At 66.8% G+C, this 13,084-nt stretch carries 11 protein-coding genes; 5 read left to right on the top strand and 6 right to left on the bottom strand.

Features of this window, described 5'->3' with window-relative positions; all coding sequences use genetic code 11:
• Position 1 precedes the first annotated feature (1 nt).
• From WS89_RS26040 to WS89_RS26020, 5 genes are all read right to left on the bottom strand, one after another.
• Positions 2 to 565 (bottom strand): cytochrome b, encoded by a 564-nt coding sequence (locus tag WS89_RS26040; protein ID WP_059794486.1) that lies wholly within the window; start codon positions 563 to 565, stop codon positions 2 to 4.
• A gap of 151 nt (positions 566 to 716) precedes the next feature.
• Positions 717 to 2,081, bottom strand: coding sequence for an aspartate aminotransferase family protein (locus tag WS89_RS26035; RefSeq protein ID WP_059794483.1), 1,365 nt, complete (start codon positions 2,079 to 2,081; stop codon positions 717 to 719).
• 62 nt (positions 2,082 to 2,143) lie between these two features.
• On the bottom strand, positions 2,144 to 3,589 hold the full coding sequence (locus WS89_RS26030; protein ID WP_059794480.1) for an aldehyde dehydrogenase family protein: 1,446 nt from the start codon (positions 3,587 to 3,589) through the stop codon (positions 2,144 to 2,146).
• Between the two features lie 260 nt (positions 3,590 to 3,849).
• Entirely contained in the window at positions 3,850 to 5,289 is a 1,440-nt protein-coding gene (locus WS89_RS26025; protein ID WP_059794477.1) for an APC family permease, read from the bottom strand.
• A 291-nt stretch (positions 5,290 to 5,580) separates the two neighbouring features.
• Positions 5,581 to 6,489 (bottom strand): helix-turn-helix domain-containing protein, encoded by a 909-nt coding sequence (locus WS89_RS26020; RefSeq protein WP_257128229.1) that lies wholly within the window; start codon positions 6,487 to 6,489, stop codon positions 5,581 to 5,583.
• Between WS89_RS26020 and WS89_RS34005 the strand changes: the two genes are divergently transcribed.
• Positions 6,478 to 6,810 (top strand): hypothetical protein, encoded by a 333-nt coding sequence (locus tag WS89_RS34005; RefSeq protein WP_179949887.1) that lies wholly within the window; start codon positions 6,478 to 6,480, stop codon positions 6,808 to 6,810. The two genes, WS89_RS26020 and WS89_RS34005, sit on opposite strands and share 12 nt — an antisense overlap.
• Before the next feature lie 258 nt (positions 6,811 to 7,068).
• On the top strand, positions 7,069 to 8,397 hold the full coding sequence (locus tag WS89_RS26015) for an MFS transporter (protein ID WP_059794474.1): 1,329 nt from the start codon (positions 7,069 to 7,071) through the stop codon (positions 8,395 to 8,397).
• A 173-nt stretch (positions 8,398 to 8,570) separates the two neighbouring features.
• Here WS89_RS26015 and WS89_RS26010 read toward each other — a convergent pair whose 3' ends face one another.
• Positions 8,571 to 9,272, bottom strand: coding sequence for a FadR/GntR family transcriptional regulator (locus tag WS89_RS26010; RefSeq protein ID WP_034209092.1), 702 nt, complete (start codon positions 9,270 to 9,272; stop codon positions 8,571 to 8,573).
• A 233-nt stretch (positions 9,273 to 9,505) separates the two neighbouring features.
• On the opposite strand from WS89_RS26010, the gene WS89_RS26005 reads away from it, so the two are divergent.
• The 3 genes from WS89_RS26005 to WS89_RS25995 are packed head-to-tail and all read left to right on the top strand — an operon-like array spanning position 9,506 to position 13,064.
• A complete protein-coding gene (locus WS89_RS26005; RefSeq protein WP_059794471.1) occupies positions 9,506 to 11,050 on the top strand; it encodes a sugar ABC transporter ATP-binding protein in 1,545 nt (514 codons plus the stop codon).
• On the top strand, positions 11,043 to 12,074 hold the full coding sequence (locus WS89_RS26000) for an ABC transporter permease (protein WP_059794468.1): 1,032 nt from the start codon (positions 11,043 to 11,045) through the stop codon (positions 12,072 to 12,074). The genes WS89_RS26005 and WS89_RS26000 overlap by 8 nt, the downstream gene beginning before the upstream one ends.
• 42 nt (positions 12,075 to 12,116) lie before the next feature.
• The gene (locus WS89_RS25995; RefSeq protein ID WP_059794465.1) at positions 12,117 to 13,064 is read left to right on the top strand and encodes an ABC transporter substrate-binding protein; all 948 of its coding nucleotides are present in this window, start codon (positions 12,117 to 12,119) and stop codon (positions 13,062 to 13,064) included.
• Positions 13,065 to 13,084 lie beyond the last annotated feature (20 nt).

Below are 13,084 nucleotides of genomic sequence, written 5' to 3'. Positions count from 1 at the left end.
GTTACAGCATCCGCCGCAGCACGTCGTTTTCCGGGTTGCGGTCGAAGAAGCGGTGCTTCAGCGCGCCAAGTACATGCAGCACGACGAGCGCGAGCAACGTGTAAGCGAGCGTCCGGTGCAACCACTGAAACGCCTCGAACCAGTGGTCGTTCTTGGGCAGCAACTCGGGTACGCGGAAAAAGAAGAACGGCACGCCGTCGCTCTGCGTAAACGTACTGGACATCGAATATCCCATCAACGGCACGACGATCGCCAGCGCGTACAGCAGGTAATGACCGACCTTGGCGAGCTTGCGGTCGAGCGCCGGTAGCGTGGAAGGCAACGGCGGCAGCGGCTTCATCGAGCGAATCGCCAGTTGCGTGACGACCACCAGCAGCGTGAGCACACCGAACTCCTTGTGCGTCGGGTAGTACCAGTCGAACTTGGCCGGCAGGTTGTCGTCGAGCCGGACCATCGTCCAGCCGGTCCAGAGCTGCGCGCCGATCAGGATCGCCCTGACCCAGTGCAGCAGCCGAAGCGCGAGCGGGTATTTCTCTACCGTGAATGCAATGGCCTGGTGTTCCATTTGATTTGTCTTCCTTTGAAACGACACTGCGACAGGCGGGACGCCGGTCATCCATTTCGACGTTCCGCACCGATCTTCGTCGAACCGAGGCCGGATGGCGATGCGCACGAACCTTCGACGAAAAGTCCGTGCGCCGGGCTGTTTCGGGCGGTCAGGCGATCGCGAGCGAATCCGCGCAGCACTCCTGCAGCGCTTCGCGCAGGGTCACAGCGATGAAGTCGGCCTCGTCCTGCCGCAGCGTCAACGGCGGCGACATCACGATCTTGTTCGCGATCGCCCGCACCAACACACCGCGCCGGCGCGCGGCATCGGCCACGCGTGCGGCGAATCCTTTGCCCGGATCGAGCGGCGTGCGGCTGGCCTTGTCGGTCACCAGGTCGAGCGCCAGCATCAGCCCCTTGCCGCGCACGTCGCCGACGGTCTCGAAGTCGGCCTTCAGCGGCAGCAATTGCTCGAGCAGGCGCTGGCCAACCCGTGCCGCATTGCCCGGCAGATCCTCGGCCTCGACGATGTCGAGCACGGCGAGCGCGGCGGCGCACGCGAGCGGATGCCCGCTGTACGTATAGCCGTGCATGACCACGTGCGAGAAGCCTGCGCCGTGTTCGATCGCGTCGGCGATACGCCCGTTGTACAGCGTCGCGCCGAGCGGGACGTACCCGGCGGAAATGCCTTTGGCGACGCACAGGATGTCGGCGGCGACGCCCCAGCCGCGGCTGCCGAGCAGGTTGCCGGTGCGGCCGAAGCCGGTGACGACTTCGTCCGCGATCAGCAGGATGCCGTTGCGGTCGCAGACGGCGCGCACGCGCGCCCAGTAGTCGGAGGGCGGCACGATCAGCCCGCCGGCGCCTTGTACTGGCTCTGCGACGAACGCGGCAATGGTCTGCGGACCGTGGAACGCGATCGTTTCCTCGAGCTGCCGGATGCAGTGCTCGACGAGCTGGCGCGGATCGTCGCAGTTCCACGGGTTCCGATAGAGCCACGGCGTGTCGAGCAGCACGCAGCCGGGCAGCAGCGGGCCGTGATTGTAATGGTAGACGCCGTTGCCGCCGATCGACGTGCCGCCCATGTGCACGCCGTGATAGCCGTTGCGCAGCGACAGGAATTTCGTGCGCGACGGCTCGCCCGCGGCGATCCAGTACTGGCGCGCCATCTTGAGCGCGGTCTCGATCGCGTCGGATCCGCCGCTGCCGAACATCACCCGCTGCATGTCTTCCTGCGCGAACATTGCGCACAGGCGGTCGGCCAGATCGTAGACGCGCGGATGGGCGACGCCGTCGAAGGTCTGGTAGTACGACAGCTCGTCCATCTGCCGGGCGATCGCGCTTTTCACTTCCGGCCGGTTGTGGCCGACGTTGACGTTCCACAGTCCGCCCACGCCGTCGAGCATGCGGTGGCCGTCGACGTCGTACACGTAGTTGCCGTCGCCGCGCGCGATGACGACGGTGGGGGTCGTATGTCCGGCGGCCGCCGAGCTCATCGGATGCCAGAATCGTTTTTGACGCTTTTGATAGTCCATGGTGTCTCTCGTCTCTCTTACGAAGTGCTTGAACAGGAGGCGGCGCGGTGTGCGCCGCGGGGTCACAGGGCGGCGGTGACGATTTTTTCCTCGAGGTACGAATCGAGCGCGGCCTTCGACAGGTCGCGCCCGATCCCGCTTTGCTTGGTGCCGCCCCACGGCAGGCGTGCGTCGATCGGGCTCCACGCATTGATCGCGACGGCGCCGACGTCGAGCCGCTCGGCGACGCGGTGCGCGGTGCCGACGTCCTGCGTCCAGATCGAGGCGGACAGGCCGAACGGCGTGTCGTTGGCGATGCGAACGGCGTCGTCCTCGGCATCGAACGGCATGACCATGCCGACCGGGCCGAACACCTCGTCGCGGGCGATCCGCATGCCCGGATGGACGCCGCCCAGGATCGTCGGGCGCATGAAGCAGCCGCGCGGCGGCACCTGTTCGTCGCCGGCCAGCATGACCGCGCCTTCGGCGAGTGCGCCGTCGACGAGCGCACGTACGCGCGCGAGGTGACGCGGGTTGATGAGCGCGCCCATCTGCACGCCGGGTTCCGAAGGCGGACCGACCCGGATCGCGCGGGCCGCGTCGGCGAGCCGCTCTTCGAGCGCGTGCGCGATCGAGCGGTGCGCGAGCACGCGCGAGCCGGCCGCGCACGTCTGCCCCTGGTTCGCGAACATGCCGGCCATCAGCGACGGAATCGCGCGGTCGAGATCGGCATCCGCGAAGACGATCTGCGCGGCTTTTCCGCCGAGTTCGAGCGTGACGCGCTTGAAGGTCTTCGCCGCGACGCCGGCGATCGCGCGGCCGACTTCGGTGCTGCCGGTAAAGCTGATCTTGCTCACGAGCGGGTGTGCGACTAGCGCGGCGCCGACTTCCGCGCCCACGCCGTGGACGATGTTCACGACCCCGGCGGGCATGCCGGCTTCGCAAACGAGCTCGCCGAGCCGGGCGACGGCCAGCGGCGCGTCCTCCGACGGCTTGATCACCACCGGGCAGCCGGCCGCGAGCGCCGGCGCGAGCTTCCACACGGCGATCATCAACGGCGCGTTCCACGGGATGATCTGACCGGCGACGCCCACCGGCGCACGCCGCGTGTAGCTGAGCGTCGGGCGGCCCATGAAGCCGTCGGTCGGAATCGTGCGGCCCTCGAGCTTGTCGGCCCAGCCGGCGAAGTAGCGCAGCGTGTCGACGCACATCGGCAGGTCCATCATGCGCATCTCGGCAAGCGGGCGTCCCTGTTCGACGGCCAGCAATTCCGTCAGTGCGTTGCCATTGCGCTCGACCAGGTCGGCCAGCCGAAGCAGCCAGCGGGCGCGGGCCGGGCCGCCCGCGCGTGCCCATGCGTCGTCGTGCAGTGCGGCGTGCGCGGCACGCACCGCGCGATCGACGTCCTCGGCCGTGGACGCGGGCACGGCGGCGAGGCGGTCGCCGGTCGCGGGCGCCAGCTTGTCGAAGGTGCGGCCGGCCGCTGCGTCGCAATGCCGGCCGGCGATCAGATTCTGAATTTTCATCATGGTGTCCGTGTTTCCCAGGGGCGAATCGTCGGACCGAACGGTTGAGGACGATGGCAGCCGCCACGGTCCGGTTTCGACGTCGCATTCACTGTATGTCGATGAAAGCGCGCGTCTTGTCCGCTATCGGCAATCGTTGACGCGCGCTCGGAATAGGGAATACCCGCGCCGGCGCGACGCATCGCAGGTCGCGTCGGCGGCGGGACATCCTCGGGGAACGCGCAATGAGACGACGGTGCGGCGCGGCACCGTCCGGGCGGCGGCTACTGGACGGCGCGTCCGAGTGCGCGGTACAGGTCGGGGTCGCTGCGCTTCAGCCGCAGCGCGGCACGGATGCCGAGCGCGCCGACGGCGATCAGGAAATACGGAAACATCGCGACGAAGGTCGAATCCGATCCGCTCAGCACGGACAGGTTGCGCACGACCAGCACGAGGCAGGCGCCGAGCGCGATCACGCTGACGAGCGGCGCGATCAGGCGGTGCACGACGCCGGCGTCCCGATGGTCGCGCGCGAAGAACGCGATCACCGAGGCCGCCACCAGGATCTGCACCGCGATGATGCCGATCGTGGCCAGCGCACTCATCCACGAGAACACGACCGCGAACGGGTCGAGGCGAAAGGCCGCCGAGCCGGCGATGGCCGCGAGCGCGATCAGCGTCTGCACCTTGCCGGCGACGTCCGGGCAACGATGCACGGGGCACGTATGGCCGAGCTTGCGCCACAACACGCGCTCGCGGCCCATCGCGTAGAAATAGCGCGTGATCGTGTTGTGGAACGACAGGATGGCCGCGAAGAGGCTGGTGACGAGCAGGACGTTCATCGCGTCCGTCGCGATGCCGCCGAGCAGCCGGCCGCTGACGGCAAACCAGAGATTGGCCGGATCGCGCGCGGCCTGCGCGGCGATCCCGCTCTCGCCCCAGGCCTCGACGATCGCCCACGACGACAGCGCGTAGAACGCCATGATGAGGATCACGGCCAGATAGGTGGCGCGCGGAATCGTGCGCTTCGGGTCGCGCGCCTCCTCGGAGAAGATCGCCGTCGCCTCGAAACCCATGTACGAACCGAGCACGAACACGAGCGCGGTGCCGAGCCCGGGCGCGAACACCATCGCTGGGCTGAACGGTTTCGCGCTGAAGCCGCCGGCGCTCGCGCCGTGCACGACGATCGCGAGATCGAGCAGCATGACGATCGCGATCTCGCCGATCATCAGCATGCCGAGCAGCCGGCCGCTGAACTCGATGCGCCGCGCGCCGCAGACGTGCACGGCGACGACGCACGCAAGCGCGAACGCCCACCACGGCACGTCGACGCCGTAATGCCGCTGGATGCTGTCGTTCAGGAAGAAGCCGAACATGCAGTAGATCGCGATCTGCACCGCGTTGTACGCGACGATCGCGACGAATGCGCCGCCCACGCCGGCAGGGCGGCCCAGTCCGTTCGCGATGTACGCATAGAAGGCGCCCGCATTGGAGATGTGTCGGCTCATCGCCGCATAGCCGATGCTGAAGATCAGGTACATGATGCCTGCCAGCACGAATACGCCGGGCACGCCCGGGCCGTTGCCGAGCGAGAATGCGGCGGGTGTCGCGCCGACCATCGCGGTGAGCGGCGCGGCCGCGGCGACGACGAAGAAAACGATGTGAGAAAGTCCGACGGCGTTCTGGCTGAGCCCCGCTTCGGACCGGGGTGACGATTCGTTCATGGGTAGTCCTGCTGGCCGGATCGTCCGTCAGGAGTCGACACCGGCATGCCTGATCGATATTCCCGTGCCGTGCGCCGATCCTGACGAGCCGGCAATCGATGCCGACCTCCGCTGACGACACGGGTGTGCGCTTCGACGGCCGCTCGATGCGGTGCAGCACGCATGCGAGCAGGGCCGACGACAAAATTTACGGTGCCGAAAAGACGGGCGTTGTCCGTTATCGGCAATCCGCATGCGCCGGGGCGGCAGGGGATTACCCGGATGCGCCGTCGCCATGCGTCTGTCGTGCGCTCAGCTCAGGCGCGGCGTGTGCGACGGCAGCTCGTGGAAATGCTGCTGGTAGTACGCGGAGAAGCGTCCGAAGTGACAAAAGCCGAATTGCGCCGCCGCGTCGCCGATCCGCATCGTGTCGGGCGTCGTCATCAGGAAGCGGCGCACGGCGTTCAGCCGGATCGAGCGGAGATAGGCGGTCGGCGTGGTGCCGGCCACGTTCTGGAAACTGTATTGCAGCGTGCGGCGGCTGATGCGCAGGTGGTGACAGAGATCGATCACCGTCGGCACGTCGTCGCATTCCAGTGCGATTTCCTGGCTGCGGCGCACGATGTAGCTTTGCGTCGAGGCCGACGGCAACGCGCCGGCATCCACATCGTCGGACTGCACGAGGTCGAGCAGGATGCCGACGACACTGTACGCGAGCACGCGTTCGTCGAATGTATCGCGCGCGGTGAGCGAACCGCTGTCGAGCGCCTGGCAAAGCACGCGCTCGAGCGCGTCCAGCGCTTGGCCGTAGCGTGCGGGCGAGATCGGCAGCACCGGCTGCTTCAGGATGCGGGCGGGCAGGTTCGCGAGTTCGTTCAGTTCGCGATCGGCCGTGAGTGCGCCGTCGATCGTGAAGGCGAGCACCTCGGTGTCGCACGGCAGATGCGCGACGAACTCCTCGCCGCCGCGCAGAGTCAGCAGGCTCGGGCGCTCGACGGTGCGCCCCTGGACCACGGGCGCGACCGCACTGGCGATCGGCAGCGCGAAGCAGAGCCGGTCGCGCGGCGCGAGGCCGTGCTGCATCACGCGCTGGTTGATGCGTTCGCGAAAGACGTGGAAACGCTGGCCGGCGACCTGGCGCAGTGTGGTCGTCGCGGTGCCCGGACTGATCTGGTCGTAGTGCTGCGACCAGTTCACGATCGCCTGGGAATGGAGGAACACATCCGAGAAGCACAGTGTTTCGGCGCGCAGGTTCATGGCGTGGCTAATGCATTCCGTCTCAAATTCGATGCCGGCAGAAGCCGGTTCATGCTGCCAGAGCGCGGGCAGCGCGATCGCGACATGCGTGCGGCCGGCATGGATCGCTTCCGAAGGCGCCATGCGACGCGACCGGTGCTGCCGGCGATCATATCCAGAAAAAAACAGCCGGTGACGCGATCGAAACCCGTTGACGACCATATTTTTTTGAAATCTCATTATAAGGGATTCAATTTATTTTTAAGGTGGGGTTTACGCATGGCGTCGTGCGATACCTTGCAATGAAGGCGCAGTGATCAATGCAACCGTAGAGCATCGCTATTTTCTTACAATTCTGACGAATGAAGGGAGGGGGGGCAGCACGCGCGGGCCCGGCATATTCCCTCGTGTTAACTACCAATAAATCCCGAAATACGGGATTTGTATAATTACCCTGCGGCTCTTTCCCTGCTCGTGCACGCGCAACGCACGTCGGCGCCGTCGATCGCGGCCCCGAGCAATGCAGGCGGCTGCCGACGTATTTCCACCTACCGGGAGCGGTCCATGTACGAATCACCCCCTGCCGTCTTGTACCGTCGGATCGCGCTGCGCGTGATTCCGTTCCTGTTCCTTTGCTATGTCGTCAACTTCGTCGATCGCGTCAACATCGGGTTCGCCAAGCTGCAGTTCCTGCAGGACCTCGGCTTGAGCGAAGCCGTGTTCGGCTCCGCGACGGCCATCTTCTTCATCAGTTACGCCGCCTTCGAGGTGCCGAGCAACCTGGTGCTGGCGCGCATCGGCGCGAGCCGCACGCTGATGCGGATCATGGTGCTGTGGGGCCTTTGCACGGTGGCGCAGATGTTCGTGACCGGCAGCGTGTCGCTGTACGTGGTGCGCTTTCTGCTCGGCGCCGCCGAGGCCGGTTTCTTTCCGGGCCTGATCCTGTACCTGTCGTACTGGTTTCCGGATACGGTGCGCGCCCGTGTCAACAGCGTGCTGCTGCTCGCCGTTCCGGTGGCCGGGATGATCGGCGGGCCGCTGTCCGGCTGGATCATGGCGCACATGCAGGACACGATGGGGTTGCGCGGATGGCAGTGGCTGTTCCTGATCGAGGGATTGCCGGCCATCGCGCTCGGCCTCGTTGCGCCGCTGATGCTGAGCGACCGGCCGGAACAGGCGGCATGGCTGTCGCCGCCGGAGCGGCAAGCGCTCCTGCGTGATCTGGACGCGGAGCGGGCCTCGGCCGTGGTCGGCCATGGCCGGGTCGGCGTGCTCGACATCGTTCGCAACGGTCGTGTGCTGGGGCTTGCGGCGATCTATTTCTGCGTCTACGTCGGCATGGGGACGGTGACGTTCTGGTCGCCCACGGTGCTCAAGGCGGCCGGCGTGGCGAGCGTCTCCGGAATCGGTTGGTTATCCGGACTGATTTCCGTGTTCACGATGATCGGCAACGTGGCGATCGCATGGAGTTCCGACCGATTTGGCGAGCGCCGGTGGCATACGGTGGTGTGCATGCTCGTCACCGCGTGCAGCCTGTTGCTCCTGCGCTTCTCGGTCGGTCATGTGTGGATCACCGTGGCCTTGCTTGCGATCGCGCAACTGTGCGCGTTCACCGTGCCGATCGTGTTCTGGACGATTCCGGCGGCCCAATTGACCGGCCGCGCGGCGGCGGCGGGCATCGCGGTGATCAGCATGCTGGGTTCGCTGGGCGGCGCGTTCAGTTCGTGGCTGGTCGGCGCGCTGTTTGCGCGGACCGGCACGCCGTATGCCGGGCTCGCGGTGGCTGCGGGGCTGCTGGTGGTCGGCTCGGTGCTGGTGACGAGCCTGGTGCCGCGCACACTGTCGCCGCGCCGCACGGCGAGCGAACGGGCGGCGTTGCAGGGTCTCGAATAGCGCGTTGCTGGCATCGGCTCGGGCGAACTAGGCGGCCTCGGTCGACGCCGGACGCGGCGATCCTGCCGCATTCGAGCAGCAAGCACCCGGGTTTTTCAACCAGGATCGGGACGGAAGCCGGGCCGGCCTCGCGTGACGACGCGCTTGCCGACGCGTGCGGCGAGCGCGTGCGCTCAATCCGGATCGGCTTTGAGCCCGCCTTCGATCCACCGCGCTTCTGACGCACGCAGATGCGCGCGGATCGCCGTCTGCGCGGCGATCGGGTCGCCGGCTTGCAGTGCGAGGAGCACGTCCTCGTGCTCGCGCACGGCGGCGGTCCAGGTCTGAGGATTCTCCGCGTGGCCGCGCATGGCCGTCGCGATCGGGTCGTGGCGGCTGTCGAACAGCTCGCCGACGAAGCGGGTGAGCACCGAATTGCCGGCGGCTTCCGCGATCAGCATGTGGAACTGCCGGTCGGCTTCGACCGGCGATTTGCCGGCCTCCGCGAGCCGCTTCATGCGCTGCACCGTGCGGCGTAGGCGCTCGAGCATCGCGGCCGTCATCCGCGCGGCGGCCAGCGCGGCGACGCTGCCTTCGACGGCCGCGCGGGCCTGCATCAATTCCGACGGGCTGTCGCCGAGCGTGGCCATCGGGCCGACAGCATCGGCCGCCGTGTCGCGCACATACACGCCGGAGCCCATCCGGATCTCGATCTGGCCGCCGATTTCCAGTGCGATCAGCGCCTCGCGAAGCGACGGGCGCGAGACGCCGAGCGTCAGCGCCAGCTCGCGTTCCGGCGGCAGCCGCTCGCCGATCGCGAATTCGCCCTGGCGAATCAACGCGACGATCTGGGCCGCGACCGATTGGTAAAGCCGCTTGGGTTCTGTCGATTTCATCCGATGCAGTGGGATCAATGCGCTTTCGGCGCAAGCGCGTGTCGCGGAGTCTATCACGCGCGCCGCTTTGCCCAGTGTGGCGGCCCGTTGATCCCGATGTCCGGGTTTTCACCATTGGTAAGATCAGATGTGAATAGTTAAATTGGCTTGACCAAAATTGGTTTGATTGCTGTAATTCGTCTAAATTGGACTGACCAGAGGATGCCGAGGTCGATCCACCCCAAGGAGACGCAATGGCATTGCCTCGCAATCTGCCCGATCAGGTCGTCCAGGACGAAGCGGACCGGGAGATCCTGTGCCTGGAAGGGATTCGCAAGCGCTTTCCGGGCGTGCTGGCGCTCGACGGCATTCGCCTCGACCTGCGCCGCGGCGAAGTGCATGCGGTGTGCGGCGAAAACGGTGCGGGCAAATCCACGCTGATGAAGATCATCAGCGGTCAGTACCTCCCCGACGAGGGCGTCGTTCGCTATCGCGGCGCGCCGGTGCGCTTTCGTTCGGCCTCCGAAGCGCAGGCGGCCGGCATCGCGATCATTCACCAGGAGCTCAATCTCGTCCCGCACCTGAGCGTGGCGGAGAACCTGTTCCTCGCACGCGAGCCGCGGCGCGGGCCGTTCGTCGATACGAGGCGCATGAATGCGGACGCGGCGCGCTGCATCGCGCGAATCGGCCTGAACGTCGCGCCGACGACGAAGGTCGGCGTGCTGTCCATCGCGCAGCAGCAAATGGTCGAGATCGCGAAGGCGCTGTCGCTCGATGCGCGCGTGCTGATCATGGACGAACCCACGTCGTCGCTGACGGAAGCGGAAACGGTGCAGCTCTTTCGCATCATCGAGGAACTGCGCGCCGACGGCGTGGCGATTCTGTATATCTCGCACCGGCTCGACGAAATGGCGCAGATCGTCGATCGCGTGACGGTGTTGCGCGACGGGCGCCATATCTCGACGGACGATTTCGCCGACGTGAGCATCGACGACATCGTCGCGCGCATGGTCGGACGCTCGCTCGACGACGCCTATCCGTCGCGGCAGTCGGCGCCGACGGACGACGTGCTGCTCGACGTGCGGGACCTGCGCCGCGACGGCGTGTTCGGGCCGGTGTCGTTCGCATTGCGCCGCGGCGAGATCCTGGGTTTCGCGGGATTGATGGGCGCCGGGCGCACCGAGATCGCGCGCGCGATCTTCGGTGCGGACCGTCCCGACGGCGGCACGATCGCGCTGCACGGCCGGCCCGTGACGATCCGCTCGCCGCGCGAGGCGATCCGGCACGGCATCGCGTATCTGTCGGAGGACCGCAAGACGGAGGGGCTCGCGCTGTCGATGCCCGTCGCGGCGAATCTCACGCTCGCGAACGTGCGCGGCATCGCGTCGCGTCTCGGGTTCCTGCGCTTCGACGACGAATTGAACGTGGCGCGCCGCTACGTGCAGGACCTCGCGATTCGCACGCCGTCCGTGCATCAGCGCGTGCGCAACCTGTCCGGCGGCAACCAGCAGAAGGTCGTCATCGGCAAATGGCTTTACCGCGGCTCGAAGATCCTGTTCTTCGACGAGCCGACGCGCGGCATCGACGTCGGCGCGAAATTCGCGATCTACGGGCTGATGGACCGGCTCGCCGCCGACGGCGTCGGCGTGGTGCTGATCAGTTCGGAACTGCCGGAGCTGCTCGGCATGACCGACCGGATCGCCGTTTTTCACGAAGGTCGATTGACCGCATTGCTCGACACGAAACACACCAGTCAGGAGGAGATCATGCACTACGCGTCGGGGCGTTCCCATGCTTGAAATGACATCCGATCGAAGCCAGGCCGACGAACGGGCGGCGCGACAGCGGCGGCGCGACCTGATCCAGAAGTTCGCGGCGCTGGGCAGTCTCGTCGTGCTCGTGTTCGCGTTCTCGATCTCGAGCGCGGCGTTCTTCTCGGTCGACAACCTGATGACGGTCGGCCTGCAGGTCACGTCGATCGCCTATCTGGGCGTGGCCGCGACCTGCGTGATCATCACGGGCGGCATCGACTTGTCGGTCGGCTCGGTGCTCGCGCTGGCCGGCGTGTGCGCGGCGCTGCTGGTCAAGGCCGGCGTGCCGGTGCCCGCCGCGATGGCGGCGGGCGTCCTGGTCGGCGCGCTGTGCGGGCTCGTCAACGGCATCTGCGTGACGCAGATGGGCCTGCCGCCGTTCATCGCGACGCTCGGCATGATGCTGGTCGCGCGCGGCATCGCGCTGCAGATCACGGGCGCGCGGCCGGTATCGGATCTCGGCGACGCGTTCGGCGCGCTCGGCAACGGCGCGCTGTTGCGGATCTCGCGCATCGGCGCGGACGGGTTCCCCGACACGACCTTTCCCGGCATTCCGTATCCGGTCGTGATCATGGTCGTGCTGTTCGTCGTGGTGTCCGTCCTGCTGTCGAGAACGGCGCTCGGCCGTCATATCTACGCGGTCGGGTCGAACGCGGAGGCGGCCCGGCTGTCGGGCGTGAACGTGCAGGGCGTGAAGCTGTTCACCTACGTGCTGTCCGGCGCGCTCGCGGGCGTGACCGGCTGCGTGCTGATGTCGCGGCTCGTCACCGGGCAGCCGAACGAGGGCGTGATGTACGAGCTCGACGCGATCGCCAGCTCGGTGATCGGCGGCACGTCGCTGATGGGTGGCGTCGGCACGATTTCCGGCACGGCGATCGGCGCGTTCGTGATCGGCGTGCTGCGCAACGGCCTGAACATGAACGGCGTGTCGAGCTTCATCCAGCAGATCATCATCGGCGTCGTGATTCTGGGCACGGTGTGGATCGACCAGTTGCGCAATCGCCGGCCCTGACCGGCAGCAAGCAGTCCCTACCAACGAGAAGCGGAGCGAGACATGAACAAATCCATCCTGCTGGCGGCATCGGCGTGCGTGTTCGCGGTATGCAGCAGCGGCGCGCAGGCGGCGGGCGGCGAGATCGCCGTGATCGTCAAGACGGTCAATTCGAATTATTGGCAGAACGTGCAGAAAGGCGCGAAGGCGGCGCTCGACGGAGCCAAGGGCTACACGATGACGTTCCAGGGGCCGGCGGCCGAGTCGGACATCAGCGGGCAGGTCAACATGGTCGACAACGCGGTCACGCGTCATGTTGCGGGCATCGTGCTCGCGCCGTCCGACCCCGATGCACTCGTCCCCGCGATCAAGAAGGCGTGGGAAGCGCACATTCCCGTCGTGCTGATCGACTCGGCCATCGCGGACGCCGGCAAGCCGTATTACCAGGCGTTCCTGTCGACCGACAACGAGAAGGCGGGCGCGCTGTGCGCGAAAGCGCTGATCGACCGCGTCGGGCAATCCGGCAAGATCGCGATCATGTCGTACGTGCCGGGCGCGGGCTCCGAGGTCAGCCGCGTCGGCGGGTTCCGAAAATATATCGAGAGCCATTCGAAGCTGCAGATCGTCGGTCCGTACTACTCGCAATCGCAAATGGCGACCGCGCTGAACCAGACGACCGACGTGCTGTCGGCGAACCCGGACCTGAAGGGCATCTTCGGCGCGAACGAGCCGACCGCGGTCGGGATGGGCCGCGCACTGAAGCAGTCGGGCAAGGCGGGCAAGGTGGTGGCGATCGGGTTCGACGGCAACGAGGATCTGCAGGGCTTCGTGCGCGACGGCACCGTGCAGGCGATCGCCGTGCAGGGATCCTGGCAGATGGGGAACCAGGGCGTGCGCACGGCGCTCGACGTCATCGCGCGCAAGCCCGCGCCGAAGCTGATCGATACCGGCGTCGTGATGGTCGACAAGCAGAACCTCGATTCGCAGGCGGCGAAGAATGTCCTGTACTGACCGGCCGTGCCGCTTTCCCG

The sequence above is a fragment of the Burkholderia sp. MSMB1072 genome, from assembly GCF_001524725.1.
GTDB lineage: Bacteria > Pseudomonadota > Gammaproteobacteria > Burkholderiales > Burkholderiaceae > Burkholderia.
Note: the sequence above shows the minus strand (reverse complement) of the source record. Positions and strands in the feature narration are given on the sequence as shown.

Excerpts from the sequence above, each read along its gene's own strand:
- WS89_RS26040 (WP_059794486.1), bottom strand. The coding sequence starts at position 565 with ATGGAACACCAGGCCATTGCATTCACGGTAGAGAAATACCCGCTCGCG.
- WS89_RS26035 (WP_059794483.1), bottom strand. The coding sequence starts at position 2,081 with ATGGACTATCAAAAGCGTCAAAAACGATTCTGGCATCCGATGAGCTCG.
- WS89_RS26030 (WP_059794480.1), bottom strand. The coding sequence starts at position 3,589 with ATGATGAAAATTCAGAATCTGATCGCCGGCCGGCATTGCGACGCAGCG.
- WS89_RS26025 (WP_059794477.1), bottom strand. The coding sequence starts at position 5,289 with ATGAACGAATCGTCACCCCGGTCCGAAGCGGGGCTCAGCCAGAACGCC.
- WS89_RS34005 (WP_179949887.1), top strand. The coding sequence starts at position 6,478 with ATGGAGGAACACATCCGAGAAGCACAGTGTTTCGGCGCGCAGGTTCAT.
- WS89_RS26015 (WP_059794474.1), top strand. The coding sequence starts at position 7,069 with ATGTACGAATCACCCCCTGCCGTCTTGTACCGTCGGATCGCGCTGCGC.
- WS89_RS26010 (WP_034209092.1), bottom strand. The coding sequence starts at position 9,272 with ATGAAATCGACAGAACCCAAGCGGCTTTACCAATCGGTCGCGGCCCAG.
- WS89_RS26005 (WP_059794471.1), top strand. The coding sequence starts at position 9,506 with ATGGCATTGCCTCGCAATCTGCCCGATCAGGTCGTCCAGGACGAAGCG.
- WS89_RS26000 (WP_059794468.1), top strand. The coding sequence starts at position 11,043 with ATGCTTGAAATGACATCCGATCGAAGCCAGGCCGACGAACGGGCGGCG.
- WS89_RS25995 (WP_059794465.1), top strand. The coding sequence starts at position 12,117 with ATGAACAAATCCATCCTGCTGGCGGCATCGGCGTGCGTGTTCGCGGTA.